The sequence below is a fragment of the Pseudooceanicola sp. NS-SX8 genome (assembly GCF_057380755.1).
In genome coordinates, this window is the sequence record NZ_CM170819.1 from 2551410 (window position 1) to 2566571 (window position 15162).

At 67.6% G+C, this 15162-nt stretch carries 18 protein-coding genes; 12 read left to right on the top strand and 6 right to left on the bottom strand.

The genetic code is table 11. The annotated features are described in order from the left end of the window. Positions 1-80: 80 nt before the first annotated feature. Positions 81-815 (bottom strand): TspO/MBR family protein, encoded by a 735-nt coding sequence (locus AC2IR1_RS11650; RefSeq protein ID WP_486472135.1) that lies wholly within the window; start codon positions 813-815, stop codon positions 81-83. A 147-nt stretch (positions 816-962) separates the two neighbouring features. On the opposite strand from AC2IR1_RS11650, the gene AC2IR1_RS11655 reads away from it, so the two are divergent. Together AC2IR1_RS11655 and AC2IR1_RS11660 are read left to right on the top strand one after the other, a co-directional pair. Further along, the gene (locus AC2IR1_RS11655; protein WP_486472136.1) at positions 963-1370 is read left to right on the top strand and encodes a MerR family transcriptional regulator; all 408 of its coding nucleotides are present in this window, start codon (positions 963-965) and stop codon (positions 1368-1370) included. Next, positions 1327-1752, top strand: a complete 426-nt coding sequence (locus tag AC2IR1_RS11660; protein WP_486472137.1) for a carboxymuconolactone decarboxylase family protein — start codon at positions 1327-1329, stop codon at positions 1750-1752. The genes AC2IR1_RS11655 and AC2IR1_RS11660 overlap by 44 nt, the downstream gene beginning before the upstream one ends. 57 nt (positions 1753-1809) lie before the next feature. Here the strand turns inward: AC2IR1_RS11660 and AC2IR1_RS11665 are convergent, their stop codons facing one another. Together AC2IR1_RS11665 and serS are read right to left on the bottom strand one after the other, a co-directional pair. Next, on the bottom strand, positions 1810-2745 hold the full coding sequence (locus AC2IR1_RS11665; protein ID WP_486472138.1) for a zinc-binding dehydrogenase: 936 nt from the start codon (positions 2743-2745) through the stop codon (positions 1810-1812). A 246-nt stretch (positions 2746-2991) separates the two neighbouring features. Further along, positions 2992-4284 carry a serine--tRNA ligase gene (serS, locus tag AC2IR1_RS11670; protein ID WP_486472139.1) on the bottom strand — a complete coding sequence of 431 codons (1293 nt, stop codon included), beginning with the start codon at positions 4282-4284 and terminating at the stop codon, positions 2992-2994. 840 nt (positions 4285-5124) lie between these two features. Here serS and yajC point away from each other — a divergent pair. The 9 genes from yajC to AC2IR1_RS11715 all read left to right on the top strand — a co-directional run bounded on the left by yajC (position 5125) and on the right by AC2IR1_RS11715 (position 11818). After that, a complete protein-coding gene (gene yajC, locus AC2IR1_RS11675) occupies positions 5125-5418 on the top strand; it encodes a preprotein translocase subunit YajC (protein ID WP_486472140.1) in 294 nt (97 codons plus the stop codon). Between the two features lie 182 nt (positions 5419-5600). Further along, positions 5601-7244 carry a protein translocase subunit SecD gene (gene secD / locus AC2IR1_RS11680; protein WP_486472141.1) on the top strand — a complete coding sequence of 548 codons (1644 nt, stop codon included), beginning with the start codon at positions 5601-5603 and terminating at the stop codon, positions 7242-7244. A 1-nt stretch (position 7245) separates the two neighbouring features. Continuing rightward, complete coding sequence (gene secF, locus AC2IR1_RS11685; RefSeq protein WP_486472142.1) at positions 7246-8217, top strand: protein translocase subunit SecF; 972 nt, start codon at positions 7246-7248, stop codon at positions 8215-8217. A 216-nt stretch (positions 8218-8433) separates the two neighbouring features. After that, on the top strand, positions 8434-8787 hold the full coding sequence (locus AC2IR1_RS11690) for an Mth938-like domain-containing protein (RefSeq protein ID WP_486472143.1): 354 nt from the start codon (positions 8434-8436) through the stop codon (positions 8785-8787). Between the two features lie 156 nt (positions 8788-8943). After that, positions 8944-9579: a heme ABC exporter ATP-binding protein CcmA gene (gene ccmA / locus AC2IR1_RS11695; protein ID WP_486472144.1), complete on the top strand. Its 636-nt coding sequence runs from the start codon at positions 8944-8946 to the stop codon at positions 9577-9579. Continuing rightward, the gene (gene ccmB, locus AC2IR1_RS11700; RefSeq protein ID WP_486472145.1) at positions 9576-10232 is read left to right on the top strand and encodes a heme exporter protein CcmB; all 657 of its coding nucleotides are present in this window, start codon (positions 9576-9578) and stop codon (positions 10230-10232) included. The genes ccmA and ccmB overlap by 4 nt, the downstream gene beginning before the upstream one ends. Positions 10233-10324: 92 nt before the next feature. After that, entirely contained in the window at positions 10325-11056 is a 732-nt protein-coding gene (locus AC2IR1_RS11705; RefSeq protein WP_486472146.1) for a heme ABC transporter permease, read from the top strand. 1 nt (position 11057) lies between these two features. Beyond that, positions 11058-11282, top strand: coding sequence for a heme exporter protein CcmD (gene ccmD, locus AC2IR1_RS11710; protein WP_486472147.1), 225 nt, complete (start codon positions 11058-11060; stop codon positions 11280-11282). After that, positions 11279-11818, top strand: a complete 540-nt coding sequence (locus AC2IR1_RS11715; RefSeq protein WP_486472148.1) for a DsbE family thiol:disulfide interchange protein — start codon at positions 11279-11281, stop codon at positions 11816-11818. Before ccmD ends, AC2IR1_RS11715 begins: the two co-directional genes overlap by 4 nt. Before the next feature lie 213 nt (positions 11819-12031). Here the strand turns inward: AC2IR1_RS11715 and AC2IR1_RS11720 are convergent, their stop codons facing one another. Both AC2IR1_RS11720 and AC2IR1_RS11725 read right to left on the bottom strand, forming a co-directional pair. Next, complete coding sequence (locus AC2IR1_RS11720) at positions 12032-12796, bottom strand: hypothetical protein (RefSeq protein ID WP_486472149.1); 765 nt, start codon at positions 12794-12796, stop codon at positions 12032-12034. Positions 12797-12910: 114 nt separating this feature from the next. Continuing rightward, positions 12911-13621, bottom strand: a complete 711-nt coding sequence (locus AC2IR1_RS11725) for a DUF4396 domain-containing protein (RefSeq protein ID WP_486472150.1) — start codon at positions 13619-13621, stop codon at positions 12911-12913. A gap of 126 nt (positions 13622-13747) precedes the next feature. Here AC2IR1_RS11725 and AC2IR1_RS11730 point away from each other — a divergent pair, with 126 nt between their 5' ends. Further along, entirely contained in the window at positions 13748-14281 is a 534-nt protein-coding gene (locus AC2IR1_RS11730) for a hypothetical protein (RefSeq protein ID WP_486472151.1), read from the top strand. 31 nt (positions 14282-14312) lie between these two features. Here the strand turns inward: AC2IR1_RS11730 and AC2IR1_RS11735 are convergent, their stop codons facing one another. Beyond that, positions 14313-15029: an SDR family NAD(P)-dependent oxidoreductase gene (locus AC2IR1_RS11735; protein ID WP_486472152.1), complete on the bottom strand. Its 717-nt coding sequence runs from the start codon at positions 15027-15029 to the stop codon at positions 14313-14315. Between the last annotated feature and the right edge of the window lie 133 nt (positions 15030-15162).

Sequence of the window (15162 nt, forward strand, 5' to 3'; positions counted from 1 at the left end):
TCCACCGTCCGTGTCCCACCGTCCGCGTCCCGCCGCCCGGAGGCAATGCGCCGTAGGGTGGGTGCAACCCACCATCCGCCTCACGCCCCCCGTGCCTCCGTCACTGCGCGCCATTCCAGTGGCAACAGCACCAGCAGGACCACCGCCGCGATCCCGGCAAAGAGCCAGCGGCCCGCATTGGCATTGTCGATCACGATCCCAAGCACGGCCCAGAGCATGGCGCCCAGGTAGAAGGGCCGGGGCGCGGGGGAGATCCGGGCCACGGCGATGGCGATCCAGCTGGCCAGCAGCAGGAAGGCGGCATGGATCCAGAGCTCCGGCGTGGCGCCATAGCCGGTGGCCAGCACCGCCGTCGCCACGCAGGCGGCTGCCGTCAGCCATCCCGCATAGAGCCCCAGCGGTGCCTGCAGCCAGAGCCTGTCGCGGCGCGAAAGCCCGGCGGGCAGCCGGAAGAGCGCCCAGAGCGCCGTGCCCAGCATGATCCAGATCAGCACGGTCGCCCAGGCGGGGGAGAGGTTGGCGATGGGGATCCAGGCCGCGCCCACCACCAGCGAGGCAAAGAGCGGCCAGCGCGGCGCGTCCCAGGTAGGATCTTCGGCCCGTTTCAGCAGCCCGTAGCCCGCCATGGCGATGAGCCAGGCATAGATCACCGTCCAGATCACCGCGAAGGTCAGCCCCATCGGCTGGATCGGCGGATCGACCTGCGGCACCGGGAACTGATCGGCCGTGAAGCCCGAGAAGCCGGGAGAGACCACCGGCGAGAGCATGAAGGCCAGCGTGGCGCAGAGGGTGAGGATGGCTTTCATCCGGAACATCGGATCCTCCTTAAGTCGTTGAGGTACATACGCTTGAACTCCCGTTTCGGTTCAGTCGCAAGGGCCTGCGCGGGCGGAATTTGCCGCTTGACTTGGAGTACACTCAAACCCCTAGGGTCCGGAGCGTCTTGACGAGAAGCGAGCAGCATGAAGATCGGCACCCTGGCGAAACGCAGCGGGCTTTCGGCCCATACCATCCGCTATTACGAGCGGATCGGGCTCCTGCCGCCGCCGGATCGCGATGCGGGCGGGCAGCGGGATTACGATGCCGCGATCCTGACCTGGATCGGCTTCCTGCAGCGGCTGAAGGTGACAGGCATGCCCCTGCGGGAGATGCGCCGCTATGCGGATCTGCGCGCCGAAGGGCCTGCCACCGGACCCGCGCGGCGGGCGTTGCTGGAGGCCCACAGGGCCGATGTACGCGCCCGGGTGGCGGAGCTTCAGGCGGCGCTGATCGTCCTCGACACCAAGATCGACGGCTATGCCGCAGAGGAAAAAAGGACGCAAGATCATGAGTATGACGGAAAAGGCCCCGCAGCGGGCGGGGGAGGCTGACGACCGGCTGGCACGCGGGCAGCGCGCGCTGGCGGAGATCGACGGCGAGGGGGGAGAGGCCGTGGTGGCGGCGCTGGCTGACATCGCGCCGGACTTCGCCCGTTACCTGCTGGAGTTCCCCTTCGGCGATATCTACACGCGGCCCGGCCTGTCGCTTCGGGATCGGGAGATCGCGACGGTCGCGGCGCTGACGGCCATGGGTACGGCAGAGCCGCAGCTGAAGGTGCACCTGGCAGCGGCGCTGAACGTCGGTGTCAGCCGGGAGGAGATCACCGAGATCCTGATGCAGATGGCCGTCTACGCGGGCTTTCCCGCCGCGCTGAACGGGCTTTTCGCCGCGAAGGAGGTCTTTGCCGCCCGAGACAGGGCATCTGCTGCCTGAGGCTGGTGCCAGAGGCTGGCGCGGCCCCGCCGGAGTGGGGCCGCGCCGATGCGGATGTCAGTAGAGGCAGACCAGTCGCCCGTTGACCTCTCCGCGGTGCAGGCGTTCGATGCCCTCCGGGATCTCGTCCCAGGTGATGGTTTCCAGCTTGGGCGTCAGCTTTCCCTGCGCCATCCAGTCGAGCACGGTGGCGATGTCTTCCTTGCTGCCGCCGTTGGAACCGCGCAGGTCGACCTTCTTGATGATCATCGGATAGGTGTTGATCGCCGCTTCCAGCTTGCCCATGCCCACGAGGACGACACGGCCGTTCATGCCCACGGCTTCGATAGCGCCGGCGGTGGTGGTGCCGAAACCCGCGAAATCGATGATCAGGTCCAGCTCATCCTCCTTCAGCTCTGTCACGTCCTTCACCACCTTCCTGGCGCCGAGGCTGCGGGCGTAATCCCAGTTTTCTTCCTTGATCTCGGCCACGTAGAGCTCCGCGCCGTTCAGCACGACCAGCTGCGCCGCGAACTGGCCCAGCCCGCCCAGACCGATGATGCCGACCTTTTCGCCAGCCTTGATCCCGCCCCGGGTCAGCGCCCCCTGGGAGGTCATCCCGGCGTCCGTCGCGGCCGCGGCGCGTTCGATTGGCATGCCTTCGGGAACGGGCACCAGGGCCTTTTCGGTGGTGACGATCTTCTCTCCGAAACCGCCGTCGATCACGAAGCCCGGGGTTTCCAGCATCGGCCAGATGGCGACGCGGTCACCGGGTTTGAAATCCTTCACCTCGGGGCCGACCTCCTCGATCACGCCGGCGACTTCGTGGCCCATGGTCACGGGAAGGTTGGGGATGTTGGCGAGCCATTTCTCATCCTCCAGCACGCCGCAGTCGGTGTGGCACAGGCCCGCCGCAAGGACCTTGATCTTGACGTTGTCGCCGCTCACCACGGGTTCGGGTTTTTCCACGGCTACAAGGGGTTGGTGAGTTCCGGTGAAGCTCCAGGCTTTCATGGCGCGGGTCCTTTCGTGACGACGTGAGGCGTGTCTGGATGCATCGCGCAGGTCCGTTCGGGCCGCGTGACGCGCACGCTTGGGCGCCATTCTAATACGGATGCGTATCTCCACAATGACACGAGTCAAATTGGTGGACTGTCAGCGGATTTTTGATGCGGATCGGGACAAAGGAAAACCCCCGCCGGGGGGCGGGGGTTTCTGTGCCTTGGCATGGCCCGGAAGCCGGGTGTGACAAGGTCGCGATCAGACCAGTGTGCCCTCTGCCGTCAGGGTCAGCTTGCCGCCGAGATAGGGCGACAGCACCTCGGGCAGCTTGACGGAGCCGTCTTCCTGCTGGCCGTTTTCCAGCACGGCGATCAGGCAGCGGCCCACGGCCAGGCCGGAGCCGTTCAGCGTGTGGACGTATTCCGGCTTGCCGCCCGCGGCGGGCTTGAAGCGGGCGTTCATGCGCCGGGCCTGGAAATCGCCGCAGACGGAGACAGAGGAGATCTCGCGGAAGGTGTTCTGACCGGGCAGCCAGACCTCCAGGTCATGGGTGCGGCGCGCGCCGAAGCCCATGTCACCGGTGCAGAGCGCCATGGTGCGATAGGCCAGACCCAGCTTTTCGAGGATCCCCTGGGCGCATTCGGTCATGCGGTCCAGCTCTTCGCGGGACTTGTCGGGGTGGGTGATGGAGACCATCTCCACCTTCTCGAACTGGTGCTGGCGCAGCATGCCGGCGGTGTCGCGGCCCGCCGAACCTGCCTCGGAACGGAAGCACTGGGTGTGGGCGCACATGCGCAGCGGAAGCGAATTTTCCTCGACGGTGGAGTTGTTTACCACGTTCGTCAGGGTCACCTCGGCGGTCGGCACCAGCCACCAGCCTTCGCGGGTCTGGTAGCTGTCCTCGCCGAACTTCGGCAGCTGGCCGGTGCCGAGCATCATCTCCTCGCGGACCAGCACGGGGGTCCAGGTTTCCTCGAGCCCGTTTTCATCCACGTGGGTGTTGAGCATGAACTGCGCCAGCGCCCGGTGGATGCGTGCCACGGCGCCCTTCAGCACCACGAAGCGGGAGCCGGAGAGCTTGGCGGCCAGTTCGAAGTCCATGCCCGGGATGACACCGGAGAGCTCGTAATGCTCCTTCGGCGTGAAGGCGAAGTTGGGGATGGAGCCCCAGCGGTGGACCTCGACATTGTCGGCCTCATCGGCGCCATCAGGGGTGTCCTCGAAGGGCAAGTTCGGGATTCCCATAAGAACTTCAGTCAGTTGCGCATCCAGGTCCTTGGCTTCGGCCTGCATGGCGGCAACCGCCTGCTTCTTCTCGGCCACCAGCGCGCGGAGGCGTTCGAACTCCGCCTCGTCGCCCCTGGCCTTGGCGGCGCCGACCTGTTTCGAGGCGGCGTTCTGCTCCGCCTGGGCGGCCTCTGCCGCCTGGATCTTGGCGCGACGTTCCTCGTCCAGCGCCAGGATGGAGGAGGACATGGACCCGGTTCCACGGCGGGACAGGGCGGCGTCGAAAGCGGCCGGATTGTCGCGGATGGTGCGGATGTCATGCATGTCTTGCACTCCTTTGGTGTGAGTCGTGGGGGCCTTATGCAGGAAATCCTTTCCGATGGGTACCGGGGAGTGCGGGGCGGTGGTTGACCGGCCTCCGGCTGTGGCCGGGCGGTGCCCCGGTGCCCTCCGGACAGGCTGTATCGCGTCGGTATCACGTCGGTATAGCGGCGGTGCGTATCAGTTCGGGGGATGGGGGATTCGAAGGGTTAATCCGGGGGCGGGGTGCGGAAAATTTTTCGCGGGGAGAGGGGGCTTTGCCCCCGTCCGCCCCGGGGGCGGACTCCCCCAGAGTATTTCTGGCCATCGAATGAGGGAAGGGGGCGGTGCGGCGGCGGGGGATGTCGTGCACCGGGCGGGGGTGGGGGCAGGTGTTGAGGTGGGGTGTTGGGGGCGCTGCCCCCGGTCGCGGCAGGCCGCGACCTCCCCCGGGATATTTGGGGCCAAAAAATGGGAGGGGCGTGGCGCGGGGTTGGGGCGTTTGGGGGCGGGGTAGGGTGGATGCAATCCACCTTTGGCGGGGGGGCCGGGAGGGGGGATCGGGCTTTGGGCGGAATGGCGGGGGCGACCCGGGGAGGTGTCGGGGTGGCGTTGGGGGCGGCGTTGGGGGCGGCGGGGTGAACCCCGCCCTACGGGGCGGTTGTGGGGGGCAGGCGGAGCGCCGTCGGGGATGACGGGGCATGACAATTGCGTCAGAGGGGGCGCGTGGCTGGGAAATGCGGGGATTTGGCGGGGGGCGCCGGCGCCATCCGATCTTGCAATCCCCACCGGCCCCACATAGGTTCCGGCCAAATTTGCGGGGAGAGCCCGCCGATCACCCTTGCCTGACAGAAGGAACCCTCGATGGACCCCGCAGCACTCGGACAATTCCTGCCGCTGATCCTGATTTTCGCGATCATGTACTTCCTGCTCATCCGCCCGCAGCAGAAGAAGATGAAGGAACATCGCGCCATGGTCGACGGCGTGCGCCGTGGTGACCAGGTGATCACCCAGGGCGGGCTGATCGGCAAGGTGTCCAAGGTCAAGGAAGACGGCGAGATCGAGGTCGAGATCGCAGAAGGCGTCAAGGTGCGCGTCGTCAAGTCGACCCTGGCCAACGTCGTTTCCAAGACCGAGCCGGCCGCCGAGGCCAAGTAAGGCCCAGCCGTGCAACCGCTGGCGCGACCGCTGGCGCAAGCGGTGACGTGAGGTGCGGCAGGGGCCGGCGGGCAGAGCGCCCGCAGCCGCCACCGCACCGGACCGAACCGAGACAGATCAAGGCAGCGGCGCCCGGGACGTGACCCCGTGGCGCCCGCCGCATGCCTGACGAAAGGGCCGACATGCTGCAAATCGATACGTGGAAACGGGTCCTGATCTGGGGGCTTGTCGCCCTCGGTCTGCTGCTGGCCCTTCCGAATGCCTTCTACGGACGCGTGGAAGCCTATAATGACAAGGTGCAGGCCCAGGCGGGCGATACCTCCGGCGTGACCGGCTGGCCGTCCTTCCTGCCCTCCGGCCTGGTGAACCTCGGGCTTGACCTGCGGGGCGGGGCGCACCTGCTGGCGGAGGTCCGGGTCGCGGAGGTCTACCAGACCCGCATGGACGGCCTGTGGCCCGAGGTCCGCAACCTGCTGCGCGATCACCGCGACGAGGTCGGCACCATCCGCCTGCAGCCTTCCGAAGACGGCACCCTGAAGATCAGGATCGGCAATGCCGAGGGCCTCGATCGCGCGGTGGAACTGGTGCGCGGGCTGGCACAGCCCGTGAGCTCCCTCACCGCCGCCGGCGCCTCCGACCTGGTGGTCAGCGGGCAGGGCGACGAGATCACCGTGCAGCTGTCGGATGCGGAGAAGGAAGCGACCGACGACCGCACCGTGAAGCAATCGTTGGAGATCATCCGCCGCCGCATCGACGAGGTGGGCACGCGGGAGCCGACGATCCAGCGCCAGGGCACCGACCGGATCCTGATCCAGGTGCCGGGCATCGGATCCGCCTCCGAGCTGAAGGACATCATCGGCACCACCGCGCAGCTGAACTTCCAACCCGTGGTCACCACCACCGGCAATGGCGACACGCGCCCCGGCGCGGGCCAGGAAGTGCTGCCCGATGCCAACCAGGAGGGGCTCTACTACGTGCTGGAGAGCGCGCCCGTCGTGTCGGGCGAGGAGCTGACCGATGCGCAGCCGAGCTTCGACCAGAACGGGCGGCCTGCCGTCAGCTTCCGCTTCAACCCCTCGGGGGCGCGGAAGTTCGGCGATTACACCGCCGAGAACATCGGCAGCCCCTTCGCCATCGTGCTGGATGACGAGGTGATCAGCGCCCCGGTGATCCAGGCGCATATCGCCGGCGGGTCGGGGATCATCACCGGCAACTTCACCGTCGAGGAAAGCACCAACCTGGCCGTTCTGCTGCGCGCGGGCGCACTGCCTGCCGGGCTGGACTTCCTGGAAGAGCGGACCATCGGGCCGGAACTGGGCGCGGACAGCATCCAGGCCGGCAAGATCGCATGCATCGTGGCCGGGATTGCCGTGCTGGTGTTCATGGCGCTCAGCTATGGCCTGTTCGGGATCTTCGCCAATATCGCGCTGATCCTGAACGTGGGCATGATCTTCGGCCTGCTGTCGATGATCGGTGCCACGCTGACCCTGCCGGGGATCGCGGGGATCGTGCTGACCATCGGCATGGCGGTGGACGCCAACGTGCTGGTCTTCGAACGGATCCGCGAAGAGCTGAAGACGGCCAAGGGCCCGGCCCGCGCGATCGAGCTGGGCTACGACAGGGCCCTGTCGGCCATCATCGACGCCAATATCACCACCTTCATCGTGGCGGTGATCCTCTTCGTGCTGGGGTCCGGCCCGGTGCGGGGCTTTGCCGTCACCCTGGCCATCGGTATCGTCACGTCGGTCTTTACCGCCATCTACATCACCCGCCTGCTGGTGGTGATGTGGTTCGAGCGGAAGCGACCCAAGACTTTGGAGGTGTGAGATGCGCCTGAGACTTGTTCCGCAGGAAACCAACTACAACTTCTTCAAGTACCGCTGGATCACCTTCGGGATCTCGGCCGTGGCCATGGTGGCCTCGGTCATCCTGTGGCTGACCGTCGGGCTGAATTTCGGCATCGACTTCCGCGGGGGCACCACGATCCGCACCCAGTCGGAACAGGCGGTCGACGTGGGCGCCTACCGTGACGCCATCGCGCCGCTGGGGCTGGGGGATGTCGTGATCTCGGAGGTGTTCGATGCCTCCTTCGCGCAGGATCAGCACGTGGCGATGATCCGGATCCAGGCGCAGGACGAGCAGGAATCGGTCTCTGCCGATACGGTGGCAGAGGTCGAAACCGCGCTGCAGGGGGTGGATGACACGATCCGCTTCACCAGTGTCGAAAGCGTCGGGCCGAAGGTGTCGGGCGAGCTGATCAAGACGGCCTTCCTGGCCGTTGGCGCGGCACTGGCGGCGATCCTGCTCTACATCTGGCTGCGCTTCGAATGGCAGTTCTCGCTGGGGGCGGTCTTTGCGCTGTTCCATGACGTGCTGGTCACCATCGGGATCTTCAGCCTGCTGCAGATCCGGTTCGACCTGACCACGATTGCGGCGCTGCTGACCATCATCGGCTATTCGATCAACGACACGGTGGTGATCTTTGACCGGCTGCGGGAAAACCTGCGGAAGTTCAAGACCATGGCCCTGATCGACGTGATGAACCTGTCGGTCAACGAGACGCTGAGCCGGACGGTCATGACCTCCGGCACGACGCTGCTGGCGCTGATCGCCCTGCTGGTGCTGGGCGGCGACGTGATCCGCAGCTTCGTCTTCGCCATCACCTGGGGTGTGATCATCGGCACCTATTCCTCGGTCTACGTGGCCAAGAACGTGGTGCTGTGGCTGGGCGTGAAGCGCGACTGGACGAAGAAGCCCGGCGGTGGCGCCGGGACGAAGTTCGCCAATATCGACGCCTGATCCGGGCGGCATGAGAAAATGAGAAAATGAGAAAAGGGGCCGGGGTGCAGCGATGCGCCCCGGCCTATTTATTTTGGGCCGTTTTATTTTGGGCCTGCTTGCTTTTGCAGTCCCGTTCCACGGGGCCTGGCCGCGCAGATCGTGACCGGGGCACCACTGGTCCTTGGCGGGGTGATCCCCTATGGTCGGGCCGGACACAGCGCCCGGAGGGATGCCATGCAGTTGACCGAAATCGCCTATGACCAGGCCCGCCCGATCGACGGCTACGGGCCGGGGTTCTTCCGCATCGGCGGGGAGGCCCTGCCTGCGCCGCTGATGGTGCTGGCCAATTCCACCCGCGACTGGGCGGGCTACGAGGATCTGTCGCCGCTGCTGGCGCTGGCGGGACAGGTGGACGTGCTGCTGCTGGGCACCGGGCCGGAGATGACGCCCGTGCCCACGGCCTTCCGCACGGCGCTGGAAAACGCCGGGATCGGGGTCGAACCCATGGCCTCACCCACGGCGGCGCGGTCCTTCAACGTGCTGCTGTCCGAAGGGCGCCGGGTCGCCGCCGCCCTGCTGCCTGTCTGACGCGACAGGCCCGCAATTTCACTGGGCCCGCTCTTTCACTGGGCCGGAAATACTCCCGCCGGAGGCATTGTCCGGCCCGCGGCATGACCGACATCAAGGACGGCGCGCTGCCCTTGGGTTCTTTTGCTGGCTGCGGGAACGGGTTAAGGGAATCCCATGGAGATGAGAGTGAGCGATCTGGCTGTCGCCCGTGGGGGGGTGCCGCTGCTGGAGGGGGTCAGTTTTGCGCTGACACCCGGGCGGGCACTGATCCTGCGCGGGCCGAACGGATCGGGCAAGACGACGCTGCTGCGCGCGCTGGCGGGGCTGCAGCCGGTGCTGGCGGGAGAGCTGTCCTTCGACCGGGAGGCGGTGGCCTATGGCGGCCATGCCGACGGGCTGAAGGCGCAGATGAGCGTGGTCGAGAACCTTTCGTTCTGGGCCGCCGTCCACGGGCTGCGCGACATCGAACCCGCACTTGCGGCGTTTGACCTGCTGGCGCTGCGGGAGCGGATGGCGGGCAGCCTTTCGGCCGGGCAGAAGCGACGGCTGGGGCTGGCGCGGATGATGGTGACCGGCCGGGCGCTGTGGCTGCTGGATGAGCCCACGGTATCGCTGGACGCGGCGTCGGTCGGGCTATTTGCCGAGGCGGTGCGCGGGCACCTGGCGCGCGGCGGCATGGCGGTGATCGCCACCCATATCGACCTCGGCCTGCCGGAGGCGGAGGTGCTGGACGTCGGCCCGCTGAAGGCCCGGGCGCCGGCGGAGGCGCTGGATGATTTCGATGACCCCTTCGGAGAGGCCTTCCAGTGATCGCATTGCTTCTGAGGGACCTGAAACTGGCGGTGCGGGCCGGGGGCGGTTTTGGCCTGGGCCTGGCGTTCTTCCTGATCCTGGTGGCGCTGGTGGCCTTCGGCGTGGGGCCGGAGGGCGCGTTGCTGGCGAGGATCGCGCCGGGGATCCTGTGGGTGGGCGCGCTGCTGGCCTGCCTGCTGTCGCTCGACCGGATCTTCGCGCTGGACCGGGAGGACGGGAGCCTGGACCTGCTGGCCACGGCGCCCTTGCCGATGGAGGGCATCGTCACCGTGAAGGCGCTGGCGCATTGGATCACCACCGGGCTGCCGCTGGTGATCGCGGCGCCATTGCTGGGGGTCATGATGAACCTGCCCGGGCCGGGGTATGCCTGGCTGTTCCTGTCGCTTCTGGTGGGCACGCCCGCGCTGTCGGTGCTGGGCACCTTCGGCGCGGCGCTGACCGTGGGGCTGAAACGCGGCGGGCTGCTGCTGTCGCTGATCGTGCTGCCGCTTTACGTGCCCACGCTGATCTTCGGCGCCGAGGTGGCGCGGCGGGGCGCGGTGGGGATGGAGGTCTCTGTCGCGCTGGCGCTTTTGGCGGGGATCACCTGCGGGACGCTGGCCGTGCTGCCCTTTGCCAGCGCCGCCGTGCTGCGGGTGAACCTGCGATGACCCGAGGCCCGCAATGACCCGAGACCTGCAATGACCCGAGACCTGCGTGAATGTTACTGTCCCCGGGGGACGAAAGAGGATAGCCGATGGGCATGAATTCGATCTGGGAATATGCCAATCCGAGGAAGTTCATCGAGACGTCGCAGAAGGTGCTGCCGGCGGTCACGGTGCTGTCCGTGGCCTGTCTGGTTGTCGGGCTGGTCTGGGGTTTCTTCTTCACGCCAGAGGATTACCGCCAGGGATCCACGGTGAAGATCATCTACCTGCATGTGCCGAGCGCGCTGATGGCGATCAATGCCTGGTTCATGATGCTGGTCGCCTCGCTGATCTGGCTGATCCGGCGCCATCATGTGAGCGCGCTGGCCGCCCGGGCGGCGGCGCCCATCGGGGCGGTGATGACCATGATCGCCCTGGCCACGGGCGCCATCTGGGGCCAGCCGATGTGGGGCACCTGGTGGGTCTGGGATCCGCGGCTGACCAGCTTCCTGATCCTGTTCCTGTTCTACCTGGGCTACATCGCCCTTTGGGCCGCGGTGGAGGATGACGACACGGCGGCCGATCTGACCTCGATCCTGTGCATCGTCGGTTCGCTCTTTGCGGTGCTGAGCCGCTACGCGGTGCTGTTCTGGAACCAGGGCCTGCACCAGGGGGCGTCGCTGTCGATGGACAAGCAGGAACATGTGGCGGATGTCTTCTATTACCCGCTGCTGGTCTGCATCGCGGGCTTCGTCCTGTTCTTCGTGGCGCTGGTGCTTCTGCGCACCCAGACGGAGATCCGGGCGCGGCGGATGCGGGCGCTGATCGCGCGCGAGAGGAGGGGCTGAGATGCCGGAGCTGGGAAAATACGCCGCCACGGTGCTGTCGGCCTATGGCGTGTCGATCCTGTTGCTGGTCGTGCTGGCGGGCTGGAGCCTGTGGCGTGCCCGGCGCATGCGCGCGGCGCTGGCGCTGGTCGAAGGCCGCATCCGGGCCGCGAAGGCTGGGGCCGTGACAAGTGAGCCCGTGAAAAGCGGCGGCGAGAACGGGGAAAAAGGGATGGGCCGGTCATGAAATTCAAGCCGCTGATGCTGCTGCCGCCGGTGATCTTTGCCGGGCTGGTGGCGCTGTTCTACCTTGGCATGCAGCGGGAGGATCCCGACCAGTTGCCGACCGCGCTGGCGGGCAAGCAGGCCCCGGCCGTCCAGGTCACGCCGCTGCCCGGGCTGGTGCCCTTCACCGATGCCACCCTGCGCGACGGAGAGGTCAAGCTGGTGAACTTCTGGGCGAGCTGGTGCGCGCCCTGCCGGGTGGAACATCCCAACCTGATGACCCTGACCGCCACCGAGGGCGTGCCGGTCTACGGCGTGAACTACAAGGACAAGCCGGAGGCGGCCAAGGGATTCCTGGAGGAGCTGGGCGATCCTTACGCGGGTGTCGGCGCCGATGCGGCGGGGCAGATGGGCCTGAACTGGGGTCTTTACGGCGTGCCGGAGACCTTCGTGATCGACGGGGCGGGCAATATCGTCACCCGTTTCGCCGGGCCGATCACCGAGCGGGTGTTGGAAAGCACCATCCGCCCCGCCATCGCCCAGGCGCGCGGCGAGTAGGGTGGATGCCAATCCACCTTTGGCGGCGGTGGATGCCGGGTGTCGGACGGTGGATGTCGGGGGTTTGAGCGGTGGATTGCATCCACCCTACGCTGGTGGGGGGATATCGGCTTTTGAATGGTGGATTGCATCCATCCGACGCCCGTAGGGTGGATGCCAATCCACCGTCGGCAGAGACCGACGTCGGACCTTGAACGGTGGATTGCATCCACCCTACGCCGCTGATGCGCGCAGGTAATTCTGCAGGCCGATGTTGCCCGGGTCGGTGACGAGCTGTTCGCGGGCGATACGGCGGGCCTCGGTGCGGTTGCCGGCGATCTCCTCTGCCCAGATGCGGGTGACCCAGAGCCGGCCTGAGGTCGGGAACTGCTGGTTGCCGTAGCGGGTGAAGTTCAGCGCATTGACGGGGCTGTCGGTCATGATGAAACCGCGCGATAGGAAGTAGAGGACGTCTTCGCCGCCCTGGTCCATCTCGTAGGCGCGGCGGCAGGCGCGGACGGACGCCCGCCAGCGGTCCAGATCCTGCAGCACGACGCAGCGGGCCAGCCAGGCGTGGCGCATCGAGGGATCACGGGCGAGCGCGGCCCTGTAGAGCGAGAGCGCCTTTTCGGAATGCCCGGCCTGGAAGAGCGCCCAGGCGGCAGAGGTCCTGTCCCACGGCGTGGTGAAGAGGCGGGCCGCGCGGGAGAGGTCCCGGCCTGCCTGCCCGGTCAGCCCCAGGCTGGCATGGGCGCGGCCGATCTGCAGCCAGGCGCGGGCGCGTTCATCCCGGGCCCAGCGGGTGTCGCGGGCCAGGGGCGTGCAGGCGTCCACGGTGGCCCGGGCTTCGGCCGCCGGATCCGCGTCCCAGCAGGGGGTGAAGATGTCGGCCCGGGCCGCAAAGGGCGCCCCGGTCAGAAGCAGAGGCAAGAGCCCGGTCAAGAGCAGGGAGAAAAGCTGGTTGAAAATCTGGGGGGCAAGGAAGGGGCGCGGCTGCATGGCGGGGGTCCTGTCGTGTTCAGGACAGAGCTAGCCGCGCCCGGGAGCCCCGCCAAGGGGGGCGGGGCCGGGTGACGGGATTTGTCACCGGCGCAGGCTTGGGTGAGGCGGGGGTCAGGCGTGGTGGTGGTGCTCTTCGTGGTCATGCCCGTGATCGGTTCCATGGCCCCCATGCCCGTGCCCATGCCCATGGTGGGTCATGCGGGGATCCATCATGCCCTCCTTCACGCCGTGGCGGATCAGCCAGAGGTTCACCGGCCAGGCGGCCAGCAGGCCACAGGTGAGCGAGGTGATGAGCGAGACCCAAAAGATCGGCTCCCCCATCCCGGCATTGCCCGCAAGGGAGAGGTCGACGGCGATCGCCACCACCTCCATCACCGTGATCGAGGGGGTTTCGGCCTTCACCGCGTCGCGCAGGGCGGTGGACAGGGGGGTGCCGCCCTGGACCTCTGGCCCGACGGTGAGGGCAAAGCCCATGGCATAGGCCAGCACGAAGGTGATGGCGGCGGTGGCGGTATTGCCGAGGCCGAGGAGGCCCACGGCGATGAGGACGCCGATGATCTCCCCCAGGCCGCAACCGGAGTAGCAGTGGGCGACGGAGCGGAAGGCGCGGCGCCAGTCGTGGTCGTCCGGGATCTCCTTCCGGCCGGTGCGCCAGTAGATCAGCAGGCCGAGGGGACCGGAGTAGAGCACGGTCAGGCCCCAGACCACCTTCATCAGCGGCATGAGGTGGGCGTTGTTGCGCCGCAGGTCGTGCAGCGTCAGGGCAAGGGAGGGCAGCATGAGGGCGACCCAGGCGAGGAGGAGGAGCGCGGGTAAGGTCATGGAGATCAACGGCGATCTTTCGCCAAGGTTCCCCGGGGCTATTGCAAACGGTCTGGTATGGATCGGGGGAGCCGCTAGGCTCTGCCCGGGGCGCGTCCCGGCCCCGAGGCAGCAGGGGGGCAGAAGATGCCTGACAACAGATCCACCTACAGGATGGTGGTCATGAGCGATCCGACGGTGAGCAGTGCCATGGATGCCTTCGAGGCGCGCGGCGCGCGGATGAAGTCGGCGGCGGATGCCATGGGCAAGCTCATGGCGGGGTTCTACAAGATGTCGGTGCGGCACCGGATCGAGCAGGTGATGAACGCGCCGGCGCTGCAGCAGCGGATCACCCGCGCGCTGGAGGCGCAGCCGGGCATGGGCGTGCTGGTGGTGTTGCAGATGCGGGTGGTGCCCGGGCTGCTGACGGACCAGTATTTCGACATCACCGCCTATCCCGGCGCGGTGGCCCCCACGCCGGAACTGGCCCTGCAGTGGTACAGGGACAGTGACAAGATCCTGCCGGTGCCCGACGTGGGGCGGCTGGTCTTCGATTTCGTCTGGATCGACCGCTGGCGCAATGTGCCGCGTGTGGTGTCCGACAAGTCCCTGCCGGACAACGTCTGCGTCATCGGGGAGCGGGCCTTTGGTGCCCTGCATGGGGCCGGAGCGCGGCCCTGATCCGGCCCTGATCCGGCCCTGACCCGGGCAATCAGAGGCGGTAGCCGCGAGAGACCGGGAGCGTCACCCCGGTGATCCCCGGCGCGGTGGCCAGGTAGCGCACGGCCTGGGCGATGTCTTCGGGCGTGGGGAGGCTGTCGAGCGCGGAATCTTCCAGGATGGTGGCGATGACCTCCTCGCTGCGGGGCGCGTGGGCGCGTTCGACCATGCCCGGGGAGACGGCGTTGACGCGGATCCCCTGGGGGCCGAGCGCCTTGGCAAAACCGCGCGTGTAATTGTCCAGCGCGGCCTTTGTCGCGCCGTAGGTTACCGCGCTTGGGGGCGGGAAGGTGCTGTTGATGCTGGTGATGTTCACGATCGCCCCGCCCGGGGGCATCAGGGTGCCGGCGGCGGACATCAGCGCGGCCGGGGCAAGCGCATTGACCCGCATCTGGCGTTCGGCGGAGGCGATGTCGAAGGCGCGGTGGTCCTCAAGCTCCACCGTGCCTGCGGCATTGACCAGCAGGTCGAGCCGGCCCGTGGCCTGCATCACCTGGTCGATGAGCTGAGCCGGTGCGGCAGGGTCGGAGAAATCGGCGGGCAGGGCGAGGGCGCCGGGCAGGCTGTCGGCCAGCGCGCGGGCGTCCGGCTCCGCGCCGCGATAGGTGAAGACGACGCGGTGGTCGCGGGCGAGGTCGCGGACGATGGCGGCGCCGAGGCCGCGTGCGCCGCCGGTGACGAGGGCGGTGGGGAGCGATGTATCGGTCATGAAGCCAGACAAGCCCGTATGGCGGGGAAGTGCAAGCGGAGGTGCGCGGGAAGCCGGGCGGGGGCATGCGCAAGGGGGTCGTCGGGGGCGGGTGTGCCGCCCGCCTCACGGAATGCAAAAAGGGCGCCCGGAG